The organism is Pseudomonas sp. 22526 (assembly GCF_052044735.1).
Taxonomy (GTDB): domain Bacteria; phylum Pseudomonadota; class Gammaproteobacteria; order Pseudomonadales; family Pseudomonadaceae; genus Aquipseudomonas; species Aquipseudomonas piscium.
Map to the genome: position 1 here is coordinate 267287 of NZ_JBQENK010000006.1, position 24287 is coordinate 291573.

22 protein-coding genes are annotated in these 24287 nt (G+C 63.9%); 5 read left to right on the forward strand and 17 right to left on the reverse strand.

The genetic code is table 11. The annotated features are described in order from the left end of the window. Window positions 1-353: 353 nt before the first annotated feature. The 3 genes from ACTJKT_RS11770 to ACTJKT_RS11780 all read left to right on the forward strand — a co-directional run bounded on the left by ACTJKT_RS11770 (window position 354) and on the right by ACTJKT_RS11780 (window position 3342). Complete coding sequence (locus ACTJKT_RS11770) at window positions 354-1388, forward strand: alpha/beta fold hydrolase (protein ID WP_440787191.1); 1035 nt, start codon at window positions 354-356, stop codon at window positions 1386-1388. Between the two features lie 353 nt (window positions 1389-1741). Then, window positions 1742-2437, forward strand: a complete 696-nt coding sequence (locus ACTJKT_RS11775) for a hypothetical protein (RefSeq protein WP_097304892.1) — start codon at window positions 1742-1744, stop codon at window positions 2435-2437. Beyond that, window positions 2434-3342, forward strand: a complete 909-nt coding sequence (locus ACTJKT_RS11780) for a hypothetical protein (protein ID WP_440787192.1) — start codon at window positions 2434-2436, stop codon at window positions 3340-3342. Before ACTJKT_RS11775 ends, ACTJKT_RS11780 begins: the two co-directional genes overlap by 4 nt. Before the next feature lie 17 nt (window positions 3343-3359). Here the strand turns inward: ACTJKT_RS11780 and ACTJKT_RS11785 are convergent, their stop codons facing one another. Genes ACTJKT_RS11785 through ACTJKT_RS11810 form a run of 6 tightly spaced genes read right to left on the reverse strand, consistent with a single transcriptional unit; the run spans window position 3360 to window position 10661 of the window. Next, complete coding sequence (locus tag ACTJKT_RS11785) at window positions 3360-4757, reverse strand: sigma-54-dependent transcriptional regulator (RefSeq protein WP_440787193.1); 1398 nt, start codon at window positions 4755-4757, stop codon at window positions 3360-3362. Then, entirely contained in the window at window positions 4754-6538 is a 1785-nt protein-coding gene (locus ACTJKT_RS11790; protein ID WP_440787194.1) for an ATP-binding protein, read from the reverse strand. Before ACTJKT_RS11790 ends, ACTJKT_RS11785 begins: the two co-directional genes overlap by 4 nt. Further along, a complete protein-coding gene (locus ACTJKT_RS11795; RefSeq protein ID WP_440787195.1) occupies window positions 6535-7662 on the reverse strand; it encodes a GNAT family N-acetyltransferase in 1128 nt (375 codons plus the stop codon). Before ACTJKT_RS11795 ends, ACTJKT_RS11790 begins: the two co-directional genes overlap by 4 nt. A 14-nt stretch (window positions 7663-7676) precedes the next feature. Further along, the gene (locus tag ACTJKT_RS11800; RefSeq protein WP_440787196.1) at window positions 7677-8558 is read right to left on the reverse strand and encodes an alpha/beta hydrolase; all 882 of its coding nucleotides are present in this window, start codon (window positions 8556-8558) and stop codon (window positions 7677-7679) included. Further along, window positions 8555-9949 carry an aspartate aminotransferase family protein gene (locus ACTJKT_RS11805; RefSeq protein ID WP_440787197.1) on the reverse strand — a complete coding sequence of 465 codons (1395 nt, stop codon included), beginning with the start codon at window positions 9947-9949 and terminating at the stop codon, window positions 8555-8557. The genes ACTJKT_RS11800 and ACTJKT_RS11805 overlap by 4 nt, the downstream gene beginning before the upstream one ends. Next, window positions 9942-10661 carry an MtnX-like HAD-IB family phosphatase gene (locus tag ACTJKT_RS11810; protein WP_440787198.1) on the reverse strand — a complete coding sequence of 240 codons (720 nt, stop codon included), beginning with the start codon at window positions 10659-10661 and terminating at the stop codon, window positions 9942-9944. Before ACTJKT_RS11810 ends, ACTJKT_RS11805 begins: the two co-directional genes overlap by 8 nt. A 230-nt stretch (window positions 10662-10891) precedes the next feature. On the opposite strand from ACTJKT_RS11810, the gene ACTJKT_RS11815 reads away from it, so the two are divergent. Both ACTJKT_RS11815 and ACTJKT_RS11820 read left to right on the forward strand, forming a co-directional pair. Continuing rightward, entirely contained in the window at window positions 10892-11674 is a 783-nt protein-coding gene (locus tag ACTJKT_RS11815) for a MipA/OmpV family protein (protein WP_440787199.1), read from the forward strand. A gap of 533 nt (window positions 11675-12207) precedes the next feature. Further along, complete coding sequence (locus ACTJKT_RS11820; protein ID WP_440787200.1) at window positions 12208-13074, forward strand: fatty acid desaturase family protein; 867 nt, start codon at window positions 12208-12210, stop codon at window positions 13072-13074. Between the two features lie 124 nt (window positions 13075-13198). Here ACTJKT_RS11820 and ACTJKT_RS11825 read toward each other — a convergent pair whose 3' ends face one another. From ACTJKT_RS11825 to glpD, 11 genes are all read right to left on the reverse strand, one after another. Beyond that, window positions 13199-13597, reverse strand: coding sequence for an EamA family transporter (locus ACTJKT_RS11825; RefSeq protein WP_097304883.1), 399 nt, complete (start codon window positions 13595-13597; stop codon window positions 13199-13201). Between the two features lie 31 nt (window positions 13598-13628). Beyond that, the gene (locus ACTJKT_RS11830; protein ID WP_053280686.1) at window positions 13629-14003 is read right to left on the reverse strand and encodes an EamA family transporter; all 375 of its coding nucleotides are present in this window, start codon (window positions 14001-14003) and stop codon (window positions 13629-13631) included. Next, complete coding sequence (locus ACTJKT_RS11835; RefSeq protein WP_440787201.1) at window positions 14000-14920, reverse strand: arginase; 921 nt, start codon at window positions 14918-14920, stop codon at window positions 14000-14002. The genes ACTJKT_RS11830 and ACTJKT_RS11835 overlap by 4 nt, the downstream gene beginning before the upstream one ends. A 242-nt stretch (window positions 14921-15162) precedes the next feature. Further along, on the reverse strand, window positions 15163-15492 hold the full coding sequence (locus ACTJKT_RS11840; protein WP_164485818.1) for a GlpM family protein: 330 nt from the start codon (window positions 15490-15492) through the stop codon (window positions 15163-15165). A gap of 30 nt (window positions 15493-15522) precedes the next feature. Next, window positions 15523-16848 (reverse strand): sigma-54-dependent transcriptional regulator, encoded by a 1326-nt coding sequence (locus ACTJKT_RS11845; RefSeq protein ID WP_009050570.1) that lies wholly within the window; start codon window positions 16846-16848, stop codon window positions 15523-15525. Further along, the gene (locus ACTJKT_RS11850; protein ID WP_440787202.1) at window positions 16845-18746 is read right to left on the reverse strand and encodes a sensor histidine kinase; all 1902 of its coding nucleotides are present in this window, start codon (window positions 18744-18746) and stop codon (window positions 16845-16847) included. Before ACTJKT_RS11850 ends, ACTJKT_RS11845 begins: the two co-directional genes overlap by 4 nt. Before the next feature lie 128 nt (window positions 18747-18874). Continuing rightward, entirely contained in the window at window positions 18875-19609 is a 735-nt protein-coding gene (locus ACTJKT_RS11855) for an amino acid ABC transporter ATP-binding protein (protein ID WP_097304879.1), read from the reverse strand. After that, a complete protein-coding gene (locus ACTJKT_RS11860) occupies window positions 19606-20277 on the reverse strand; it encodes an amino acid ABC transporter permease (protein ID WP_440787232.1) in 672 nt (223 codons plus the stop codon). The genes ACTJKT_RS11855 and ACTJKT_RS11860 overlap by 4 nt, the downstream gene beginning before the upstream one ends. After that, window positions 20277-21023 carry an amino acid ABC transporter permease gene (locus ACTJKT_RS11865; protein WP_009050566.1) on the reverse strand — a complete coding sequence of 249 codons (747 nt, stop codon included), beginning with the start codon at window positions 21021-21023 and terminating at the stop codon, window positions 20277-20279. Before ACTJKT_RS11865 ends, ACTJKT_RS11860 begins: the two co-directional genes overlap by 1 nt. Before the next feature lie 190 nt (window positions 21024-21213). After that, entirely contained in the window at window positions 21214-22128 is a 915-nt protein-coding gene (locus ACTJKT_RS11870) for a glutamate/aspartate ABC transporter substrate-binding protein (RefSeq protein ID WP_025806014.1), read from the reverse strand. Window positions 22129-22580: 452 nt separating this feature from the next. Further along, entirely contained in the window at window positions 22581-24119 is a 1539-nt protein-coding gene (gene glpD, locus ACTJKT_RS11875; protein WP_440787203.1) for a glycerol-3-phosphate dehydrogenase, read from the reverse strand. Window positions 24120-24287: the final 168 nt, after the last annotated feature.

Sequence of the window (24287 nt, forward strand, 5' to 3'; positions counted from 1 at the left end):
CAATCCCTGTAGGAGCGCAGCTTGCGCGCGATGAGCCCACAGGCGCCGCGCTGCGTCAGGAACACCGCGTCATCGTTCACCACCATCGCGAGCAAGCTGCGCTCCTACAGTGGGCCGGGACACGATGCCGCGGGCTTTTGTAGCCGCTGCCGCAGGCTGCGATAAGGCCGAAGGCCTTCAGCGGGTTCAAGATCGCTGCGTCCCTTCGGGCCGATCGCAGCCTGCGGCAGCGGCTACAGGTTTTATGACCACTGGGCAATCTTCATCAAACTGTCACGTAACTGTGGCAGCGCGCTCGATCAAAGTTCATCAGACTCGCGCTCTACTGGGCTTCTGCGTTTCGGTGTTTCTTCATGTGGGCAAGATTTTTTTCAACGACTGTTTTCCTGGCCGCGCTGCTGCTCGGCCTGCCGTCTCAGGCGGCGTCTCGCTGCGATGTCAACGTACCGACCCAAAGGGTCGAACTGGAGCAGGTGAGCCTGGCCTACCAGAGCATCGGCCGTGCCTCCGATCCGGCCCTGCTGCTGGTGATGGGCCTGGGCGGGCAGTTGATCCACTGGCCGGACGAAGTGGTCGTTGCCCTGTGCCAGCAGGGGTTCCGGGTGATCCGTTACGACAACCGCGATGTCGGCCTGTCCACCTGGCGCCAGGCGCCGGCCAGCGCCAACCTGACGTTTGAGGTACTGCGCTACAAGCTCGGCCTGCCGGTGGCCGCGCCCTACAGCCTGACCGATATGGCCGATGATGCCCTGGGCCTGATGAATGCCCTGCAGGTCGAGCAGTTCCATGTCCTGGGCGCGAGCATGGGCGGGATGATCGCCCAGCACCTGGCGGCCATGGCGCCGCAACGGGTCGAGAGCCTGACCCTGATCATGACCAGCTCCGGCGCCGAAGGCCTGCCGGCGCCCAACGAGGCCCTGGTGCAGCTGTTGTCGCGGCGCGGCGCGCCGAACCGTGAGGCGGCGCTGGAGCAACAGGCTGATCTGCTGGCCGCCCTCGGCAGCCCGCAGGTCACCGATGATCGCCAGTCGCTGCTGCACCAGGCGGCGCTGTCCTATGACCGTGCCTTCAACCCGGAAGGGGTGAAGCGCCAGATCATGGCGATCCTCGCCGAACCGAGCCGGGTGGCCCTGCTCAACCAGCTGCGGGTGCCGACCCTGGTGGTGCATGGCACCGCCGATCCGCTGCTGCCGGTGATGCACGGCGTACACCTGGCCGCGCATATCCAGGGCAGCCAGCTGAAGCTGATCCCGGGCCTGGCCCATCGTTTCCAGGAAGCCTTCAAGGCGCCGTTGCTGGCGGCGGTGCTGCCCTACCTGCAACGCCATCGCGAAGACACCTCGCACTGGGCGCAGATCGATCCGCTGCCCGCGCCGAACCTTTTGTAAATCGATTCCTGTTGTAGGAGCGAGCTTGCTCGCGATGAACCCATAGGCGCCGCGTTGTTTCAGAGGCGCCGCGTCATCGTTGACGACCATCGCGGGCAAGCCTCGCTCCTACAGGACGGTGTCGAGCTTGGCTTCTGTAGGAGCCAGGCTTGCCGGCGATTGGGGCACTGCGGTGTGCCTGATGTACCGCTATCGCGAGCAAGCTTCGCTCCTACAGGTCCGTGGCGGAGCAGATGGTTGGAGCGGCAGGCCGCACCTGGGGGGAATAGAAAAATATATCAATGTGCCACTATGGTTTTTGCAATGATGGCCGACACAGGCAGCGTCATTCTTAATTCATAGGGAATTGATTCATGAGTTTTCGTATCTTGCGTACCTGGGGCGTGCTGACTTTGTTGGCCTGCCTGGCACTCACCGGCTGTGCCAACGTGCAGCAGCCTATTGCCCTGGACCAGCAGTTCTGGGGGGCCAAGGAGCCGACTATCGGCGTGGCCATCACTGTGTTGCCTGCTCCCGAACTCATGCTGACGGGTAGCCAGGGGTTGCTGGACGTGGCTATCAACAAGGGCGTCAACAGCAAGCTCAGCGACAACGTCAAGACCTGGGAAGTGCGCGACCTCGACACCCTGCCGGACGTGATCGTGGCCAAGTTGCAAGCCAAGGGCTACAAGGCCAAGCGCATCATCGACCAGATCGACCTGAAGAATTACAAAAACATCTCGTTCCGCGAAGGCTACATGACCAAGGACATGACTCCGATGAAAGCCATGTATGGGGTCGATCGCCTGTTGCTGGTGAACGTCTTCGTGACCGGTGCCACTCGCAGCTACTACAGCCTGGTCCCGACCAGCGTGCCGATGGCCCAAGTGGGTGGGCAGGGCATGGTGGTCGACCTGGCCGACAACAAACTGCTGTGGTTCCAGCCGTTCGCCGCGGTGCAGGCGGCCCAGGGCGAGTGGGATGAGCCGAACTACGCCAACCTGTCCAACGCCTTCTACCAGGCCATGGACAGCAGCCGCCAGCAAATGATCACACCGTTCTCGCAATGACGGGCCGGTTGGCTGTCGTCCTGGCGTTGTTGCTGGCGTCAGGCGGCTGTGCGCAGAAAGCACTGCCGCCGGCCGGCTTCAAGGATCAGGGGGCGTTGCCCTATGTGCAGAGCCATGGGCTCAAGCTCGAGGTGCTGCTCAACGAGCAGGACTTCGTCGGCGCCAGCACGGTGATCGATATCAAGGACGCGACCCGCGCCGCGTCCTCCAGCAATACCCTGCTGCAAAGCTCCGGGGCCAGTGCCGGCCTGGCCGGAGTGCTGGTGGCCAGCCTGATCAATACGCAAATGGGCAGCGGCAGTTTGCAGCGCGAGGCCGAACAGGCCGCGCACAACGAGTCACGGCCGATGGCCACGTTGCTCGGTGGACAGCCGTTGCAGACACGCCTGCAACAGCGCTATCAGGAGGCTTCACAAGCTGCCGGCCTGAAGCAGGGCGAGGGGGCAATCACCGCCCGCTTGCTGGTCGAGCCCAAGCTGATGCTGGGGCCGGATCGCGGCAGTTTTGTGCTGATCAATCAGGTTCGGCTCGAGGATATCGCGGGCTCCGCGCTGTACCGCACCCGGATCGAAGTGGTCAGCCAGCCATTCCGTCGCTGCGGTGCGCAGTGCATCGATGACGGCGGTTTGGAGCTGGATAAGGTGCTGGCCTTGCTCGACGAGTGTGTCAGGGAGTCGATGCGGGTGCTGGCGGCCGACCTGAACCAGCCGGCGTCGAGGCCGGCGGCCCAGGAAACCCTGCGTTACGTGCTGGACGGCCAGCGGGTGGTCGAACGTGGTTACCAGTTGGCGGGTAGTGGCAGTTACTCGCGCTACCGCAATCTGCAGGGCGCGGTGAAGTCAGTGCCGGTGGCCTTCGAGGATGCGTTCAGCGAAGAGCAGCTGCAGAAAATCTACGGGCAGTAGAACTTCAGGCTGAGCCCTTAGCGGACGATCTTGTCGACCTGGATCCCGAGCTTCTTCAGGCGGTACCAGAAGCTGCGTTCGGAAATGCCGATCAGCTGCGCGGCGGCGGCCTGCACGCCGTTGCTCTGTTGCAGGGCGGCGAGGATATAGGCCTTCTCCACTTCGGCCAGGGCCGCGTCCAGGTCGCTGGGCACGCTGAGGCTGTCGCCGGGCAGGGAGCTGGCCCCTGCGTTTACCTGCGGTGAGGTAAACAGATAACCCGGCAGGTCGCTTTCCTCGATCACCGCGCCTGCGGCGACTATGGTCGCGCGTTCGACGCAGTTCTGCAGTTCGCGGATATTGCCCGGCCAGGCATAGTTGGCCATCGCCTGCAGGGCCTGCGGGCTGAAACCGGTGATGCGTTTGCCGGCGGTGGCGCCCAGGGTGTGGGCGAAATGCCGGGCCAGGGGCGCAATATCCTCGACCCGCTCGCGCAGGGCGGGCAGGGGGATCGGGAACACGTTGAGGCGGTAATACAGGTCTTCGCGAAACTCCTTGTTGGCCACCGCCTCCAGCAGGTTCTTGTTGGTGGCGGCGATCACCCGCACATCGACCTTGCGCTCGCGCGGGTCGCCCACCGGTTCGATCACCCGCTCCTGCAAGGCGCGCAGGATCTTCGCCTGCAGGGCCAGCGGCATGTCGCCGACCTCATCGAGAAACAGCGTGCCCTTGTCCGCCTGCTGAAAGCGCCCGACCCGGTCCGCCACGGCGCCGGTGAAGGCGCCCTTGCGATGGCCGAACATTTCGCTTTCCAGCAGGCCTTCGGGGATTGCCGCGCAGTTGACCGCGACAAAGGGTTTGTTGGCGCGGTTGCCGTGCTGGTGGATGGCCCGGGCGACCATCTCCTTGCCGGTGCCGCTTTCGCCGGTCAGCAGGATGGTGGCGTTGCTTTCGCGCACCGAGTCCACCGCTTGCAGGACCTGGCGGAAAGTTGGGCTGTCGCCCACCAGGCTGTCGAACTGCCGGTGCTCGTCGAGCTCGGCGCGCATGCGCTGGTTATCTTTGAGGATGTCGCGAAACTGCAGGGCCTTGCTGACGGTGATGTCCAGCTCGTCGATGTCGAAGGGCTTGGCGATGTAGTCGTAGGCGCCGTTGCGCATCGACTGCACGGCGTTTTTCACCGTGCTGTAGGCGGTCATGACGATCACCGGGATCTGCGGGTAGCGCTGCTTGATCTCGGCCAGCAGCTGCGGGCCGTCCATGCCGGGCATGCGCCAGTCGCTGATCACCAGGTCGATCTCTTCCTGCTCCAGCACCTTGAGCGCATGCAGGCCGTTGCCGGCGGTGAACACCTGGATACCGTCCTGGCTCAGCGCCGAGGACAGCAGGTCGCAGAGTTTGGGCTCGTCGTCGACCACCAGCAGGTTATGCGTCATGACTGTGCCTTTTGCTCATCTTCATCATCTTCGTCGTCCTCACCCTTGGCCGGAATGTACAGGCTGAAGGTGGCGCCGGCATCTATTTCGCTGCTGCATTCGATGTGCCCGTCATGGTTTTCCATGATCGAGAACACCTTGGCCAGGCCCAGCCCGGTGCCCGAGGCCTTGGTGGTGACGAAGGGGGTGAAGATGCGTTCGAGCATGTCCGGCTCGATGCCCTGGCCGGTGTCGGTGACCCGCAGGATGGTGTGCTCGGCGTCCTGGGCGATGCCCAGGGTCAGGCGCCCGCCCGCGGGCATGGCGTCGATGGCGTTGAGGATCAGGTTCAGGCAGGCCTGCTTGAGCTGGCGGGCGTCGGCGTAGAGGGTCGCGCCCGGCGCCTGGTCATCGATCTGCGCGTCGATCTTGTGGCTGGCCAGTTCCGGCTCGCAGAAGCCGATCAGTTCCTCCACCAGCGGCCGCGCCAGCTGGGTCGAGCGGATCGGCGCGCTGGGCTTGGCGAAGTCGAGGAAGTCGGTGATCAGGTCGTTGATCCGGCTGACTTCGCTGATCACGTATTCCAGGTGGCGCTTGTCGCCTTCGGGCAGGTCGGCGCGGCGGTGCAGCAGTTGGGTGGCGGTCTTGATGATGCCCAGGGGGTTGCGGATCTCGTGGGCCAGGCCCATGGCCACTTCGCCCAGGGCGTGCAGGCGGTCGCGGCGGCGCAGCTGGGCTTCCAGGTGCTGCAGTTCGCCCAGGCGTTCGCTCATGTGGTTGAAGGTGCTGCTCAACTCCGCCAGCTCGTCGCCGCCAATCACCGGCACTCGTTGTCGGTAGTCGCCGGCGATCACCGCCTGGACCCCCTTGGACAAACCGCGCAGGGGCATGGTCAGGCGTTTCGACACCAGCCAGCCGACGGCCAGCGACGCCGCCGAGCTGAGCAGGAAAATCAGGATGAACAGGTTGCTCTGGTTGACCAGCCCCACCAGGCTGCTGTGGCGCAGCAGGCCGCTGAAAATCACCCCCACCAGGTCGCCGCTGTCGTTGAAGATCGGCCGGTACAGCCCGCTGTAGCGGCTGGTGAACTGCTCCGTGGGTTGGCGGGTGTCGCGCAGGACGTTCTCGATCTTTTCCGGCACCTGGGTCGGGTGGTCCTCGAAACGCTGGGTGGCGAAGATCTCGGCGAAGTCGTTGGCCTTGGCCAGGTACAGGCGCAGGTCGAGGGAATGCACGTCGGCCACGCTGGTGAGGAAGCTGGCGTCCAGGTAGGTGGCGATCAGCAACTGGTAGTCGATGCCGTCGAGGGTGGTCTGGAAGGTCGAGACCACCGCGCCGGTGGCCACGCCGCCGATCTGCAGGGTCTGCAGCACCGCGTTATGGGCCAGGTTGATCTGCCCGACGATATCGTCGGCGGCGGTGCTGAACACCACCTGCTGGTCGCGCTTGCGGATCAGCGCCACCACATCGATGCCCATGGAGTCGGCGATGTCGGCGGTGAGCTTGTCGTGCTTGGCCGCGTTGCGGTCGGTGGGCGGCCTGGCATAACGCAGGAACAGCTGGGCGATGCGCGCGTTGTCGCGCAGGGTCTCGGTGATTTCGTCCTCGACGATCTTGGTCGATTCCTGCAGCCAGATGCGCACGTTGCTGTCGAAGATCTGCGACAGGGTGGTGGCCGCCAGCTCGGCGGCGATCATCGTGGGGATCACGCTGACCATCCAGAACGCCAGCACCAGCTTGCGCTGCAGGCTCCAGCGGGAGATGGCGAAAGGGCGAGGGGTGCGGCGGTCTTTTCTGGTCATGAACTTTCGCTTAGTGCAGCGGCCATGGCGGGGTCGGAACGATCCGGCCGGAGAACATATTTCAGCCCTTTGAGCAGGGTGTCGAGCAGCGGGTTGCGATGCTGGAAGAACAGGCTGTTGCCGCTGAAGCTACAGCCCAGGCGCAGCTTGCTGGCATAACCGGCCTGGCCACATTCGTAGAGCGCGATCCGGTGCTGGATACAGTAGTCGACATTGGCCATCCAGCTGCGGAAATACAGGTTGTGCTCACGACTGATCTCCAGGTCGTGGGCGAAGAATTTGTCGATCAGCCGGTGCTCGTCAAGCAGCACCAGGTTGAAAGCCACCAGTTGTTGGTCGACCCAGTACAGCACGCAGGCGGCCCGTTCCCCCAACTGCTGGAGGATACCGGTGAAGTAGGGCGCGGGTAAGCGTTCGAATTGCAGGTCGCTGCGCTGCAGGGTGGCTTCGTACAGGCGCATGATCTCGGGCAGGACGTCGTCGATGTTGCGTCGCCATTCGATCCGCGGCCCGGGCGCGCGCAACTTGCGGCGCAGGTCCTTGCGCGTGGATTTGCCCAGGGTGCCGAGGTAGGCGTCCAGCGAGCCGAAGGGCACCGGCAGCAGGGCGCTGGGCAGGCTGGGCATGGCTTGCAGGCCGAACGCCTGGCAGCTGGCGGCCCATTGCCGATCCTGGCTGGCGGCATCCTTGACCGCCAGCAGGCCGATGCCCTGGGCGTCGGCGTCGCGTCGGGCCAGGTGCAGCAGCTGCTCCAGCAGAACCTGGCGGCGCACCGCGGGGATATGGCTGGCGGTGCCGGCGTGGCACTGTTCGGCCACCGGCGAACCTATGGCGTACAGCGGCAGTTGCAGCAGCCCCGGCCACCAGCGTTGCAGGCGTTCGCTCAGGCGCTTGGCCGGGCCCGAGACGGTGGTGTCCAGGCGGTAGCGGGTGGCGAAGGCCGGGGCGGCGGCCACCAGCGCCCCGTCTTCGAACACCGCCAGGTAGCGCCAGGTGAAGTCCGCGATGCCGGCGTTCTCTACCGCCAGGTAGTAGTCCCAATCTTCCAGGGCACCGGGAAAACAGTCGTTCCAGGCGCTGCGGTCGATGGCCTGGATGCTCGAAAAGACTTGGCTGGTGATCACGTGCGGTCCTTGAATCAGGCGAACTGGCGCAGCTCTGCGTACACCGCGGGCCGCGGGCCCGCCTGGCGTTCGATGAAGTCCGCGCTCAACTCCACCACCCGGCGGTACTGCAGGTCGACGGTGATCATGTGGTAGCAGTTGTCGAGCAGCACCTTGACCACCGGGCCGCCGAGCTTGCGCTCGACATAATCGGCGTTCCAGCGGCTGGTGATGTCGTCCTCGATGGAGTGCAGCACCAGGGCCGGGGTGGTGATCGACGGCATGCGTTTTTTCACCACCGCGTTCATCCGGTGCAGCTCGCGCACGGTCACCCCTTCCATGGTCAGCAGGCCGGCACTGCTGCTTTCGCCGGCCTTCATCTGCCGCTCGACCACCGCCCGCAGGCGCTCGTTCTTGATGCCATATGGCGGCTTCTCCTCGAAGCTGCAGATGTGCACGCCGAACGGAATCTTCATCAGCAGCGGGGTGAGGAACGCCAGCTTGTTGATGCTCCAGCCGTCGTACTTGAGGGTGGTCGAATACATCAGCAGGCCGCTGACCTGCCCCGGGTGCTCCGAGGCCAGGTACATGGACATGACGGCGCCCATCGACAGGCCGCCGACGAACACCTGCCGGTGGCGCTGACGGATGCCGACGAAGGTCCGGCGCACGCCCTCGTACCAGTCCTGCCAGCCGGTGGCCTGCAGGTCGGCGTTGTTGCCGCAATGCCCGGCCAGGGTCGGCACGTACACCGTGCACCCGGCCTTGGCCAGGCCGGCGGCCACCCGACGCAGTTCCGTCGGGGTGCCGGTGAGGCCGTGGATCAACAACACCGCGACCTCGCCATTGCCGAGGATGAAGCCGGCATCGCCTTCGCCCAGGTCGATGCCTGCGCCCGGATCGATCTGCGCTGTCATCGTTTCATGGCCCGGTCCAGCAGACGGTCGAGCAGGGCGATGCCGAGGTCGATCTCCGCGTAGCTGATTTCCAGGGATGGGGCCAGGGTGATGACGTTCTTGTAGTAGCCGCCCACATCGAGAATCAGCCCCAGGCGCTGGCCATTGATTTCGATGTCGCCCTTCATGCCTTCCTCGACCATGTAGTCCAGGGTCGCCTTGTCCGGGGTGAAGCCGTCGCTGGTGCAGATCTCGCAGCGCAGCGCCAGGCCCAGGCCGTCGACGTCGCCGATGATCGGGTAGCGTTTCTGCAGGTCCTGTAGGCCGGCCAGGAAATACTTGCCCTTCTCCATGACCATCGCGCCGTAGTCGGTCTCGCTGGTCATCTTGAACATTTCCAGGCCCACCGCGGTGCCCAGCGGGTTGGAGGCGAAGGTGGAGTGGGTCGAACCCGGCGGGAACACCTTGGGGTTGATCAGCTCTTCGCGGGCCCAGATGCCGCCCAGGGGGTTGAGGCCATTGGTCAGGGCCTTGCCGAAGACGATCACGTCCGGCTTGACGTCGAAGTGCTCGATCGACCACAGCTTGCCGGTGCGGTAGAAGCCCATCTGGATCTCGTCGACCACCATCAGGATGCCGTGCTGGTCGAGCACATGCTTGAGTTCGCTGTAGAAGTTCATCGGCGGGATCACATAGCCGCCGGTGCCCTGGATCGGCTCGACATAGAAGGCGGCGTATTCGCTCTGGCCGACTTTCGGGTCCCACACGCCGTTGTATTCAGTCTCGAACAGCCGGGCGAACTGCTGCACGCAGTGGCTGCCGTACTCTTCCTTGGTCATGCCCTTGGGGCCGCGGAAGTGGTAGGGGAAGGGAATGAAGTTGGCGCGCTCGCCGAAGTGGCCGTAGCGGCGGCGGTAGCGGTAGCTGGAGGTGATCGACGAAGCGCCGAGGGTACGACCGTGATAGCCGCCTTCGAAGGCGAACATCAGGCTCTTGCCATTGGTGGCGTTGCGCACGACTTTCAGCGAGTCCTCGATGGACTGCGAGCCGCCGACGTTGAAGTGCACGCGGCCGTCGAGGCCGAACTTCTTCTTGGCATCCACCGCGATCATTTCCGAGAGCTCGATCTTGCCCTTGTGCAGGTACTGGCTGGCGATCTGCGGCAAGGTGTCGATCTGTTGCTTGAGGGCATTGTTCAGGCGCGGGTTGGCATAACCGAAGTTCACCGCCGAGTACCACATCTGCAGGTCGAGGTAGGCCTGGTCGCTGGTGTCCCAGACGTAGGAGCCCTCGCAGCGGCTGAAGATCCGTGGCGGTTCGATGTAGTGGACGGTGTCGCCGTAGGAGCAGTACTTGGCTTCTTTTTCCAGAAGCACCTGGTCTTCTGCGGTAGCGATACGAATGTCAGACATGATGGAAGAGTTCCTGAGTGGGTACGGAATGTTCGTTGGCGTTGTCGAGGGCGAAGGTGCCGGCGTTGGCCGCTTCGTTGGGCAACAGGGCCAGCAGTGCCGGCAGTTCGGCGAAGGAATCGAAGGTTGCGTGGGGAATGGCGTTGCGTTGGCAGTACTCGGCCAGGCGGCCCTTGGCGAAGACGAAGTCGGCGCTGGCGGCCACGCACATGTCGGACTGGCCGTCGCCGATCACCAGCACCCGCTTGCCCTTGGGCGTGGATTTGCATTTGCAGTTGCCGGACGCGGCGCGGCAGGCATCGCTGGCGTGCGGGAAGTCGATGCGCCAGCTGTGCTGGTCGACCTGGCGCAGGCGGTTGGCGAGGATCGGCAGCAGGCTCACGTAGTGGCGCGCGAGGATCCGCGCTATGCCTTGCTCGATGCCGTCGCTGACCACTTCCAGGGAAGCGCCCAGGCCGATCACGTGATCGACGAAGTCGGGGAAGTCGGGATCGATCTCGACGCTGTCGAAACAGGCGAGCAGTTCGGCGGGCGAGGCCTTGACCAGCGCCAGTTGGCGGCTGAGGCATTCCCGGGAGCCGATATGGCCATCCAGCCATTGTTGCTCGATGTCTTCCCAGCTCGGGTCGGCGAAGCGTTGGAGGACGTTGTCGATCACGTCGGTGCGGGTGATGGTCCCGTCGAAGTCACACACGATATGCCAGTGCATCATCTGCAGTTACCTGTTGGAGAGGAGCGCACTTTGCGCATGCCAGGTACTGGAGCAGGGACTGTGCCAAGTGGCTTAAGCCCAGGCGGGCCGGGCTCTGCGCGGGAAAAAGGCGTTGGCTGGGCCGGTTGGAGCTACAAATTTTGTAGCTCGCTACAAACAACATCAGTGCTTGCAGGGAGGGGACGGGGTGGTGATTGATGCGCGCATCTTCACTCCAGGAAACCTGCGCCATGTTCAGCTTCACACGCTCCGCCCTGTTTGCCGTCCTGCTCATCCTGGGGGCCACCAGCGGGGCTTTCGCCGAGGACGGGGGCCAGGATGGATTGAGCGGCTCGCTGGGCCTGGGCATCGGTTACCAGCCCCATGACCCCAGCGGCAGCCGGCATGACACTGTGCCCTTGCCCTATGTCGATCTGGAGTGGGGCGATGTCAGCCTCGACACCGACGACGGCCTGACCTGGGATGCCTTCAAGGGCAATGGTTTCAGCGCCGGGCCCTATATCAACTATTTGCCGGGACGCAACGCCAACGGCTCGCTGCGCGGCCTGCGGGACGTGCCGAACATGGCCGATGTCGGCGGCTACATCCAGTACGCGCCGGATAACTTCTGGCGCCTGTTCGCCTCCATCGGCAGCGCGGTGGCCGCGGGCGAGGGCCAGGGCGGCCTGCTGGGCAAGATCGGCGGCGAGATCGGTTATCCCCTGGGCCTGGGGATCATCGGCAGCAACAACCTCACCGCGCATTTCGCCGATGCCCGGCAGACCCAGACCTTCTTTGGCATCAGCGACGCCGAGGCCCAGGCGACGGGCATCGGCCGCTACAGCGCCGGCGGCGGTTTGCAGAACCTGACCCTGACCCAGAACCTGCAGGTGCCCCTGGGCGGCAACTGGTCGTGGATGACCAGCGCCAGCTGGATTCACCTGACGGGCTCGGCGGCCGACAGCACCCTGGTGCGCGAGCGCGGCGAGGTGAATCAGGGCCAGGTCCAGACCGCCCTCAGCTACCAGTTCTGAGGCCCGCCAAGGCCTTGTCGTCGGGCTTGCGGGGCGATGGCGTTCTCCGGGCCGTCATCGCGGGCAAGCCTCGCTCCTACAAAAAGCGGGGCGGAANATACCCCTGTCGGCGTGCGCTGTTTCTGTAGGAGCGAGGCTTGCCCGCGATCCAGGCGCCGCGGAGTGCCTGTAGGGCCGCGTTATCATTCATCGCGAGCAAGCTTCGCTCCTACAAAAAGCGGGGCGAATACCCCTGCCGACGTGCGCTGTTTCTGTAGGAGCGAGGCTTGCCCGCGATCCAGGCGCCGCGGAGTGCCTGTAGGACCGCGTTATCGTTCATCGCGAGCAAGCTTCGCTCCTACAAAAAACGGGGCGAATAGCTCTGTCGGCGTGTGCTGTTTCTGTAGGAGCGAGGCTTGCCCGCGATCAAGGCGCCGCGGAGTGCCTGTAGGACCGCGTTATCGTTCATCGCGAGCAAGCTTCGCTCCTACAGTGGGTGAATTGGTCCACCCTTTGCACTGGCAGTCATGAACCCACTTTTCAGGAAGTTCTTCATGGCTCGTCCCGCTTATCGCCTGCTCGCCCATTCGCTGTGGGACATCGTCCCGATCCTGATGGCCCTGGCGCATTTTTCCTTCGTGCTTTGGCTGGTGCTGGCCTTTCACAGCCTGTCCTGGTGGGTGATCCTGCCGGCGGCGTTGCTGTATGCAGTCAGCCTGTCGTGGAGCATCAACAGCATTTCCCACAACCAGATCCACAACGCCTATTTCAGCCTGCCGTGGCTGAACCGCGCCTTCGACCTGCTGCTGTCGGTGACCATAGGTTTTTCCCAGACCCTGTACCGCGATATCCATAACCGCCATCACCGCGGCAACTCGGATCGGCCCGGCCCGGACGGCACCACGGTCGACCCGCTGTCGATCTACCTGCATGGCCGCAACGGCCAGCCGGACAATGTCTGGGCCTACACCTTCCTGAGTTTTTTCCGCGACGACCCCAAGGCCATCTACCAGGAAATGCAGCGCAAGCGCCCGGCGGACGCGCGTTGGGTCAAGGTGGAAATAGGCGTGACTGTGCTGGTCTATGTGGCGCTGGCGCTATACGACTGGCATGCGCTGCTGGTGCTGCTGCCGTTCTGGTACCTGGGGCAGTCGCTGTCCTCGCTCAACGGCTACTACGAGCACCTGGGCGGCAACCCGGACCTGCCGATCGCCTGGGGCGTGAGCTCCTACAGCCGGCTCTACAACCTGATCTGGATGAACAACGGCTACCACGCCGAACACCACTACCGGCCGAAGATGCACTGGACCCGGGTCAAGGCCTTCCACCGCGAGATCCGCGAGCAGCAGCGGGCGGCGGGGGTGAAGGTGATCCCGCTGGCCCATGGCCTGGGCTTTCTGCAGAAACACCCGAAGCGCTGACACCCGCGTACCTGTAGCCGCTGCCGCAGGCTGCGATAAGGCCCGGAGGGCCTTCAGAGGCCCTCAAGAGCGACGCCCCCTTCGGGGTCGATCGCAGCCTTCGGCAGCGGCTACATAAAGCCTTTCAGGCTTCTTCGCCTTCGGCCAGCAGGGCGATCCCGCCGATGATCACGAAGACCCCGACCCAGTGCAGCAGGCTGATCTGCTCGCCCAGGCCCAGCCAGGAGCCGAGCAACACCACCACGAACACCAGCGAGCTCAGGGGGAAGGCCAGAGACAGGCTGCTGCGCCGCAGGATCAGCATCCACACGAAGAAGGCGCCGATGTAGCAGGCGATCGCCAGCAGCACTCCCGGGTTGACCGCCACCGCGGCCAGCCATTGCAGGTTGAAATCCATCTGGCCCAGCTGATCGCCACCGACCTTGGTGGCGATCTGGCCGGCGCTTTCGAAGCCGATCAGCAGGGCCCAGAGCACCAGGGTGCCGAGGCGGCCGTGGAGCCAGGCGTGAGTCTGTGCAGTCATAGCATCTTTCCTTGTGAAGCGTTGAGGGGGCTCAGGTGCTGGCGACGTACACCAGCATCACGCCGAGGGTGATCACCAGGGTGCCCAGCCAGCGCCGGCGGCTGACGTTCTCGCCGAGAACCAGCTTGCCGGCCAGGACCACGCCGCAATAGGCCAGGGCCGCCGCCGGAAATAGCAGGCTCAGCGGCGCGCGGGACAGGGCTTCGAGCCAGACGAAAAACTCGATCACATAGGCGCCGATGCCGCACCACAAGAGCGGCGCGTTGAACACCTGGCCCCAGAAGGCATTCAGGCGAAAACCGCCTTCCAGCTCCGGCAGGCGGTCCAGGCCGAGCTTGAAACAGAGCTGGCCGATCACGTCCAGGACGATGGAAAAGGCCACCAGCAAGATAACGGTCAGGGTCACGGGAACAGCTCCTCGAACAGCGCCATCAGGGCTTCGTTGGTGGTCGCATTGCGCTGCAGGTCGGCTTCGCTCCAGCGTTCGGCCGGTGGCTGGTCGGAGCGTGCTTCCCAGCGCTTGAAGGCGTTGCTGAAGGCCGGCGCGGCGAACTCGCCACAGATGTCTATACCGAGGATGCGCTTGCGTGCCGCCAGGCTGCGCAGGGCTTGCAGCAGGTGGCTCAGGCGCATGCCGCCCTGGTCCCAGTTGGTGGCGGCGTCTTCGCTGGCCAGCACGTCCTTGTCGATGGTGATCCAGATCGCCTGGGTCGGCAGGCTGTCGATCATCTGTTCGAGGAAGGCGGGCCAGTCGAGCCCGGCCAGGTTGCGCCAGTGCAGGTGGTTTTCCTGTTGTTGGTGCCCGGCGCCGTCGCCGACCCGGCCCCAGACCTTGGAGGGCGCGTGCTGCCAGGGAAACAGCTGCAACCTGCCGTGGCGCAACGCCTTGAGGTTGCCACCGCGCAGCTGCGGGTTGTGCAGGTCGTCGCTGCACGGCCCGAGGGTGACGATGCGCTGGATATGCGGCAGCTGCAGCGCCCGGTTGACCCAGGAACCGCAGTGCCGGCGCGGCGCGAAGCGCACCCAGTCGGGGTGGTTGTCGAAGTGGATCAGGCTGACCGGCTGTTGCAGGTCGGCGAGGAAGGCCGGGGTCAGGTGGTGATAGTCACCGGAGCCGACAAAGAAGATTTCCGGCTGTGGGCCGCTGTGGGCGGGCCTTTGCCGCAGGCGCTCGGTGAAGTGGCGGTAGGTGCGTTCGGTGGACCAGAGCCGCAGTTTCGGGCCCAGGTCCAGCAGGTCCAGGCGTCGCGCCTGGCCGCTGCGCAGCCGGCGCTGGACAGGCTCCTGGGCGGTCAGGCTGTGGTCGAGATCGAGAATGTTCAAAGCAGGCTTTACCCATGGCAGCGCCCCTCGAAAAAGCTTGCGTCACAGGTCGCGGACGCAGGCAGAGCGGGCTTTACAGGGTAAATGCAAGGGACGGGCCAGGGTGCTGAACGCAACCTGTAGCCGCTGCCGAGCCCGCGAGGCTGCGATCGACCCCGCAGGGGGCGCAGAGATCTTGAGATCGCTGAAGGCCTTCGGCCTTATCGCAGCCTTTGGCAGCGGCTACAGGAGCGCGAGGGGAGTCAGGCGTGTACGCGGACCCAGACGCTGACCAGCAGGGTGGCGGCCATCAGCCAGGCCACTGCGGCCACCGCCAGGGAAGCCTCCAGGCGCAGGCGGTCGACCATCACATAGAGGGTCGCCAGGTACACGAAGTAGGGAATGATCGACCACATGCCGAAGACGATGGTGGTCTTCAGGTCGTCGATAGAGCGGCCCTTGCCGACGATGTAGTGGGCGATCAGGGCGAAGGTCGGGAACAGCGGCACCAGGCCGGCGATGTAGTAGTTCCTGGTCTTGGCCAGGGCGGCGAGGATCACCACCACGGCGGCGCCCAGTGCAGCTTTCAGCAATAAATCCACGGTACTTCTCGCAGACGTTGGTTAGTGGCTCAGGCCGTATTTCTTGACCTTGTCGAACAGCGTGGTCTTGGCCATGCCCAGTTCCTGGCTGGCCTGGGTCAGGTTGCCGCCGCTGCGCTGCAGGGCGTCGTTGAGCAGGTTGCGCTCGAAGGCCTCGACCGCCTCGGCAAAGCCCAGGCCCTGGGCGGCATTGCCGCTGGACTTCTTGAACGCCGGCAGGCCCAGGGCGAAACGTTCGGCGACGTTGCGCAACTCGCGCACGTTGCCCGGCCAGTCGTGGCTCATCAGGTTCGACAGGGTCTGGTTGTCCAGCTCCGGCGCGGCGCGGTCGAAACGCAGGGAGGATTGCTGCAGGAAGTGCTCGAACAATTGCAGGATGTCTTCGCGCCGCTCGCGCAGCGGCGGCAGCTCCAGGGTCACCACGTTCAGGCGGTAATACAGGTCGCTGCGGAACTGGTTGGCGCGCCCCAGCTCGTCGAGGTCGGACTTGGTCGCCGCGATCACCCGGCAATCCACCGCCACGCTCTGGTTCGAGCCGAGGCGCTCCAGGGTGCGCTCCTGCAACACCCGCAGCAGTTTGATCTGCAGGTTCATCGGCATGCTTTCCACTTCATCGAGGAACAGCGTGCCTTCGTGGGCGTGTTCAATCTTGCCGATGCGGCGTTTGCCGGCGCCGGTGAAGGCGTTGGCCTCGTGGCCGAAAATCTCGCTTTCGAACAGGTTTTCCGGCAGGCCGCCGCAGTTGAGGGCGACGAACTGGTGGGTATGGCGGCGGCTGAAATCATGCAGGCAGCGGGCGACCAGTTCCTTTCCGGTGCCGGTCTCGCCTTCGATCAGCACGTTGGCCGAGGTGTCGGCGACGTTGGCGATCAGCTCCCGCAGGTGCTGCATGGCTGGCGAGCGGCCGATGATCCGCCCTTCGAGGGAGTCGCGCTCGGCCAGCTGGCGGCGCAGCGACGACACTTCCCGGGCCAGCCCGCGCTGCTCCAGGGCGCGACGGGCAACCTCCACCAGACGCTCGGGGGAGAAGGGTTTCTCCATGAAGTCGTAGGCGCCTTTCTGCATCGCGCCGACAGCCATGGAGATATCGCCGTGACCGGTGATCAGCACCACCGGCAGGCTGCGGTCGCGAGCCTTGAGGCGGGTCAGCAGCTCCAGGCCGTCGATGCCCGGCAGGCGGATATCGCTGATGACGATCCCGGCGAAGTTGTCGCCGACCCGCTCCAAGGCTTCTTCGGCGCTGCCCACGCCAACGCAGGGAATGTCTTCCAGGGCCAGGGCCTGCTGGCAGCCGAGCAGGACATGGGGGTCGTCTTCGACGATCAGGACGGTAAGGTCGTTGTTCATAGCGGCTCGGCTTGTGTAGGGCTGACCAGGGGCAGGCTGAGGACGAAGGCGGTACCGCCGTCGGCCGGGTGCTCGACGCCCAGGTTGCCACCCGTGGCGGCGGCCAGGCTGGCGGACAGGGTCAGGCCGAGGCCCAGGCCCTGTTCGCCGGGTTTGGTGGTGAAAAAGGGTTCGAACAGATGCTTGCGCGCTTCGGCGTCGATGCCGTGGCCGTTGTCGCGCACCCGCAGGCGGTACTTGCCTTCGACGCTTTCGCCTTCCAGCCACAGCTCCGGCCGCGGCTGGGCCTGCATGGCGTCCAGGGCGTTGCCGATCAGGTTGACCAGGATCTGCTCCAGGCGGGTCTGGTCGATCCTTACCTGGACCTCGCTGAAGTCGCGGTGCAATTGCAGCGGCAGGTTTTCCAGGCGCGCGTTGAGCAACTGCAGGGCGGCGTCCACGGCCTTGCCGAGGCTGGCTTCGCCCTGGTCCTCGCCGCGGCGGGCGAAGGAACGCAGGCTGGCGGTGATGCGGCCCATGCGGTCGATCAGTTCGTTGATGGTCTTGAGGTTGGTGCTGGCGGTGTCCAGGGCGCCGCGCTCGAGGAAACGCACGGTGTTGCCGGACAAAGTGCGCAGGGCGGCCAGCGGCTGGTTCAGTTCATGGGCGATGCTGGTGGACATCTGGCCGATGGCGGCGAGCTTGCCGGCCTGGACCAGTTCGTCCTGGGCGCGGCGCAGGGTTTCCTCGGCCTGGCGGCGCTCGCGGATCTGGCCCTTGAGCCGTTCGTTGCTGGCGCGCAGGTCGCTGGTGCGTTCGGCGATCCGCCGTTCCAGCTGGTTGTTGGCTTCCTGCAGGGCTTCGCGGGCGGCGAGGCGGGTGGCGATGACCTTGCGCCGTTCGTTCCAGGCAATCAGCAGGAAAGCCACCAGGGCGAAGGCCACGGCCACCAGGATGCCCTGGTTGATGGCTTCGCGGCGCAGGTCCTTGAGCGGGGTCAGCAGGGTGAAGTTCCAGGGCGTATCGCTCAGGGGCCGGGTCTGGGACAGGTAGCTGATTTCCTTGTCGTCGGACACCAGTTCGGTGTTGGCCGGGAAGGTCAGCTTCTCCACGCCTTCGGCCAGGCGTTCGCGGGCCAGGGGCTCCAGTTCGTTGAGGGTGAACCAGTAATATTGCAGGCTGCGCGCCAGGCGCTCCTTGGTGTCGTCGCTCAGCGGGCGTACCGACCGCAGCCGCCGGGCCGGATCGCTGGAGAGGATGATGATGCCGTTCTCGTCGCTGACAAAGCCTTCCAGGCGGGCGCGTTGCCAGCGTTCTTCGAGGGCCTCCAGGCGCACCTTGACCACCGCCACGCCGATGATCTTGCCCTGTTCTTCCAGGCCGTGGGCCAGGTAGTAGCCGGGTTCGCCGTTGGTGCTGCCGATACCGTAGAAGCGCCCGGGCTGGCCGCGCACGGCGTTCTGGAAATAGGCCCGGAACGACAGGTCTTCACCCAGGTAGCTGTCGACGTCGCGCCAGTTGCTGGTGGCCAGCACGCGGCCGGTGGTGTCCATCACGTAAATGGCCCGACTGCGGCTGCGCCGGTTCAGGCCTTCGAGGTAATTGTTGACGCTCTGCCGGTGCTCCGGCGTCGGGTCGTTGAGCAGCAGCGAAACGCTGGATTCGAGTTCCAGCAGGCTGGGCAGGTAGGTGTATTTGCTGATCTCGCTTTCGACCGCGCGGGCGTGCAGTTCCAGCTGGCGTTCGCCGTTCTCGCTGAGGCTGCGGATGCCGTAGTGCTCGCTGACCCAGAAGCCGACGTAGCCCAGGCCGATCATCAGCAGGATGACCAGTGGCGGCAGGAACAGGTGGCGGATCAGACGGGGTTTCACGGCGAGTGATGGCGGCGCGGCGCGATAGAGAGTGGGGTCGCATTTCATCACAGATGCCTTGGGTCAACCACTGCACGATTCCTGTAGCCGCTGCCGCAGGCTGCGATCGNTCTTCGGATCCGAGGAAGGTCCTGCGGACCTTATCGCAGCCTGCGGCAGCGGCTACAGGCTGTGCTTTAGTGCTGCAGGATTTTCTCGAGGAAATGCTGCGCACGCTCGGAGCGGGCGTTGATGTCGCCGAAGAATTCCTCTTTCGGGCAGTCTTCGATGATTTTGCCTGCGTCCATGAAGATCACCCGGTCCGCGACCTTGCGGGCGAAGCCCATTTCGTGGGTCACGCACATCATGGTCATGCCTTCCTGAGCCAGCTGCACCATCACGTCCAGCACTTCGTTGACCATTTCCGGGTCGAGGGCGGAAGTCGGTTCGTCGAACAGCATGACGATCGGGTCCATCGCCAGCGCGCGGGCGATCGCCACGCGCTGCTGCTGGCCACCGGACAACTGGCCCGGGTGCTTGTGGGCGTGGGCGGACAAGCCGACGCGCTCCAGCAGTTGCAGGCCTTTCTTGGTGGCCTCTTCCTTGCTGCGGCCCAGCACCTTGATCTGCGCGATGGTCAGGTTCTCGGTGATGGTCAGGTGCGGGAACAGCTCGAAATGCTGGAACACCATGCCCACGCGGGAACGCAGTTTCGGCAGGTTGGTCTTCGGGTCGGCGATGGAGGTGCCGTCGACCACGATGTCACCTTTCTGGAACGGCTCCAGGGCATTGACGCATTTGATCAGGGTGGATTTGCCGGAGCCGGACGGTCCGCACACCACGATCACTTCGCCTTTCTTGACCTCGGTGCTGCAATCGGTCAGCACCTGGAAGTCCCCATACCACTTGTTGATGTTCTTGATAGAGATCATACGGCAAACCTTTTTTGCAGACGCTTGACCAGCACCGAGGCGGCAAAGCTGATTGTGAAGTACACCAGACCGGCAACGATCAGGAACTCATTGGAGCGGCCGATGATGTCGCCGCTGGAGCGCGAAGCATTGAGGAAGTCCACCAGGCCCACGGTGTACACCAGCGAGGTGTCCTGGAACAGGATGATGCTCTGCTGCAGCAGCAGCGGGGTCATCTTGCGGAACGCCTGGGGCAGGATGATCAGGCGCATCATCTGGCCATAGCTCATGCCCAGGGCCTGGGCGGCGCCCATCTGGCCCTTGGGGATCGACTGCACGCCGGCGCGGACGATTTCGCAGAAGTACGCCGCTTCGAACATCATGAAGGCCACGATGCACGAGCCGAACGCGCCGATCGGGGTGTCTTCGCCAGTGATCCAGCGCAGCACGAAGGGCACCGCCAGGTAGAACCAGGTGATCACCAGCAGCAGCGGGATGGAGCGGAAGTAGTTGACGTAGACGCCGGCGATATTCGACAGCACTTTGTTATGGGACAGGCGCATCAACGCCAGGATGGTGCCGAGGATGATCCCGCCGACGACGCCCAGGGCCATCAGCTTGAGGGTCATCAGCATGCCGTTCCACAGGCCGGGAATGGCCGGAACGACGCCAGTGAAATCGAATTCCATCATTTGCCCCCCACGGAGATCAGGCCGGGCACTGCGACTTTCTTCTCGACCATGCGCATCAGCAGCATCAGGCTCATGTTCAGGGTGAAGTAGATCAGCGTGGCCAGGGTGAAGGCTTCAAACAGGTTGGCCGAGAACTCGGCGGTCTGCTTGGTCTGCGCCAGCAACTCCATCAGGCCGATCAGCGAGGCCACGGAGGAGTTCTTGAAGACGTTGAGGAATTCCGAGGTAAGCGGCGGAATGATGATCCGGTAGGCTTGGGGCAGCAGCACGTTCCAGTAGATCTGCGGCAGCGAAAAGCCCATGGCGCGGGCCGCGGACTCCTGGCCACGTGGCAGCGCCTGGATGCCGGTGCGCACCTGTTCGCAGACGCGGGCGGCGGTGAACAGGCCCAGGCACACGACGACGCTCAGGTAGGCCGAGGTGGTCGGGTTGAGGTCCTGCTTGTACCAGTCCTGCAGGTTTTGCGGCAGCAGGTCCGGTACCAGGAAGTACCAGATGAACAGCTGAACCAGCAGCGGTACGTTACGGAAGATCTCCACGTAGACGGTGGCGATGCCCGACACCAGGCGGTTCGGCACGGTCCGCATGACGCCCAGGATCGAGCCCAGCAGCAGCGCGACGATCCAGGCCACCACGGCGATGGCGATGGTCCAGCCCAGGCCCGCGATGAACCAGTCGAGATAGGTCTCGCTGCCCACGCCGGTGGACTTGAAGAACACGCCCCAGTCCCAGTTGTAATTCATTAGGGTCTCCCCTCTGATCGATCGATGTACAAGCACCCGCTTGGGGAAATCCGTTCCCGCCTGGATGACAGCCAGGCACACGCGATCGGCTCGACAACCACCGGTTCGAGTGTTTCCAAAAAAAAGCCAGCAGGTAGTGACAGGCTCCTGAAAGGGCCGGGCCCTTTCAGGAGACAAGGTTAGTCAGGAATCAGGACTTTTTATCGTCAGCCGCTTTGTCGGTCGGATTGGCGATCAGGGCCTTGAGCTCGTCGCTCATCGGGAACATCAGGTTCAGGCCTTTTGGTGGAATCGGCGACTGGAACCATTTGTCGTAGATCTTGTTGATCTCGCCCGACTTGTAGGTCGCGATGATGGCGTCGTCCACGGCCTTCTTGAACGGTGCGTCGCCCTTGCGGACCATGCAGCCGTAGATTTCGTAGGATTGCGCGGTACCGGTCACGGCCCAGTCGGTCGGTTTGCGGGCCTTGGCCATTTCACCGGCCAGCAGCGCGTCGTCCATCATGAAGGCCACGGCGCGGCCGCCTTCGAGCATGTTGAAGGACTCGCCGTGGTCCTTGGCGGAGATCACGTTCATGCCCATCTGCTTGTCGGCGTTCATCGCCTTGAGGATGCGCTCGGACGTGGTGCCGGCGGTGGTCACGACGTTCTTGCCCTTCAGGTCGGCGAAGTCCTTGTAAGGCGAATCCTTCTTGGACAGCAGACGGGTGCCGATCTCGAAGATGCCTACGGAGAAGTCGACCTGCTGCTGACGCTCGACGTTGTTGGTGGTGGAACCGCACTCGACGTCCACGGTGCCGTTCTGCACCAGCGGGATACGGGTTTGCGAGGTAACCAGGTTGTATTTGACCTTGAGATCCGGCATGTCGAGGTCTTTCTTCAGGGCTTCGACGATTTTCAGCTGGATGTCGTGGGAGTAGCCGACTGGAACGCCGGATGCATCCGCGATGTAGGAGAACGGAATGGAAGCGTCGCGATGTCCGAGGGTGATGGTGCCGGAGTCTTTGATTTTCTTCAGCGTGCCGGTGAGTTCGGCGGCGACCACTGGAGTGCTAATCAGAGCAGCAGCAATGGCTGCGCCCAACAGATGGGGAACGATGCGCATCAATATTTCCTCGACATTTGTTTTTTTTATGAAGCCAGTTCGACGGCTCTTTTATACAGCGAATGCCTTGACGGCTCCTGATGTGTGTTGGCCCATCAGGCATTCGTCGGAGAGTGTAGAGCATGAGTCGTGCCAGGCCAGCTGATCCGTATCAAGACCTTGATTTAGAAGGCTATTAAATATTTATGGCGGATATTGTCGGCGGTCTTTATCCGGTTATCCGAATCGACTCGAAAGTCGCGTTCGGAAAACCGAATGCCCAGCAGGGCCGGGCCTATGCCCCTGTAGGAGCGAGGCTTGCCCGCGATCCGGGCGCTGCGGTGTAGCTGTTGGACCGCGTTATGGTTCATCGCGGGCAAGTCGGATCGCCGCCCGCTCGCTCCTACAAAAGCGGTGGGCATGAAAAAGCCCCCGAGCCGTGTGGCGCGGGGGCTTCTTTATAGGAGGGGCGATCAGGCGGCTTCGATCTTCGCCCGGTTCTGCTCGACCTTCTGCAGGTAGTGCTGCAGTTTTTCCTGCTCGGCCGGGGTGGTGAACAGGCCTAGCTTGCTGCGGCGCCACAGGATGTCCTGGGCATTGATTGCCCATTCTTCACTGCACAGGTAATCGACTTCACGGGTGTACAGGCCGCCACCCAGGTGTTCGCCCAGGTCGTTCAGGCTGTGCACGCCTTCCAGCAGGCGCCAGGTGCGGCTGCCGTAGCTGGTGGCCCAGCGGCGGGCGATTTCGCTGGGTACCCAGTCGAACTTCTGGCGAATCGCTTCGGCCAGTGCTTGTGGGGTGGTCATGTCTTCGCCGCCGGGCAGGGTCGAGTGGGCGGTCCAGCTCGGCTTGATGTGCTTGAAGAACGGCGTCAGCTGGGCCATGGCCGATTCGGCCAGCTTGCGGTAGGTGGTCAGCTTGCCGCCGAACACCGACAGCAGCGGCGCTTCGTCGGCATTGCCGGACAGCGCCAGGGTGTAGTCGCGGGTCACGGCCGACGGGTTGTCGGACTCGTCGTTGCACAGCGGGCGCACGCCGGAGTAGGTGTGCACGATGTCCTGGCGGCTCAGCTGCTTCTTGAAGTGGGCGTTGACCACTTTCAGGATGTAGTCGGTTTCGCCTTCGGTAATCGCCACTTTTGCCGGGTCGCCGGTGTACTCGCGGTCGGTGGTGCCGATCAGGGTGAAGTGGTTCAGGTACGGAATGGTGAAGACGATGCGCTGGTCTTCGTTCTGCAGGATGTGCGCATGTTCGCCTTCGTACAGCTTCGGCACGATCAGGTGGCTGCCCTGGATCAGGCGGATGCCGTAAGGCGAATCCAGCTTCAGGTCGTCCTTGATGAACTTGGCGACCCATGGACCGGCGGCGTTCACCAGGGCCTTGGCTTGAATCGAGAACAGGCTGCCGTCGGCGCGCTCCAGGTGCAGGTGCCACATGCCCTTGCTGCGGCGGGCGCTGATGCAGCGGGTCTGGGTGTGTACGTGGGCGCCTTTTTCCCGGGCAGCCATGGCGTTCAACACCACCAGGCGCGCGTCGTCGACCCAGCAGTCGGAGTATTCGAAGCCTTTGGTGATCTCGGCTTTCAACGGGCTGTCGGCACCGAACTTCAGGCTCTTGGAGCCGGCGAGTTTTTCCCGCTTGCCCAGGTGGTCATAAAGGAACAGGCCGGCACGGATCATCCACGCCGGGCGCAGGTGCGGGCGGTGCGGCAGGACGAAACGCATGGGCTTGACGATATGCGGGGCCTTGGCCAGCAGCACTTCGCGTTCGGCCAGGGCTTCGCGCACCAGACGGAATTCGTAATGTTCGAGGTAGCGCAGGCCACCGTGGATCAGCTTGCTGCTGGCCGAGGAGGTATGGCTGGCCAGGTCGTCTTTTTCGCAAAGGAACACGGACAAGCCACGCCCGGCGGCATCGGCGGCGATGCCGACACCATTGATCCCACCACCGATCACGGCAATGTCATAAATCTCGGCGAGAGGGGGCGCGGGCAAGGTGGAAGTGGGCATCGGCTGGCCTCGTGTTCTTCTGATATTTGAAATCGAACATGAATGTTCATTTACGAAAATGTTAGCGCAGAAACACGTCGACAGCCAGCGGACTTCGATTGAAAAAACTCATCGAAAGACGGGCAAAGGAAAATTTACGAACATTGTCGGACGGACGGCAGGTGAGGC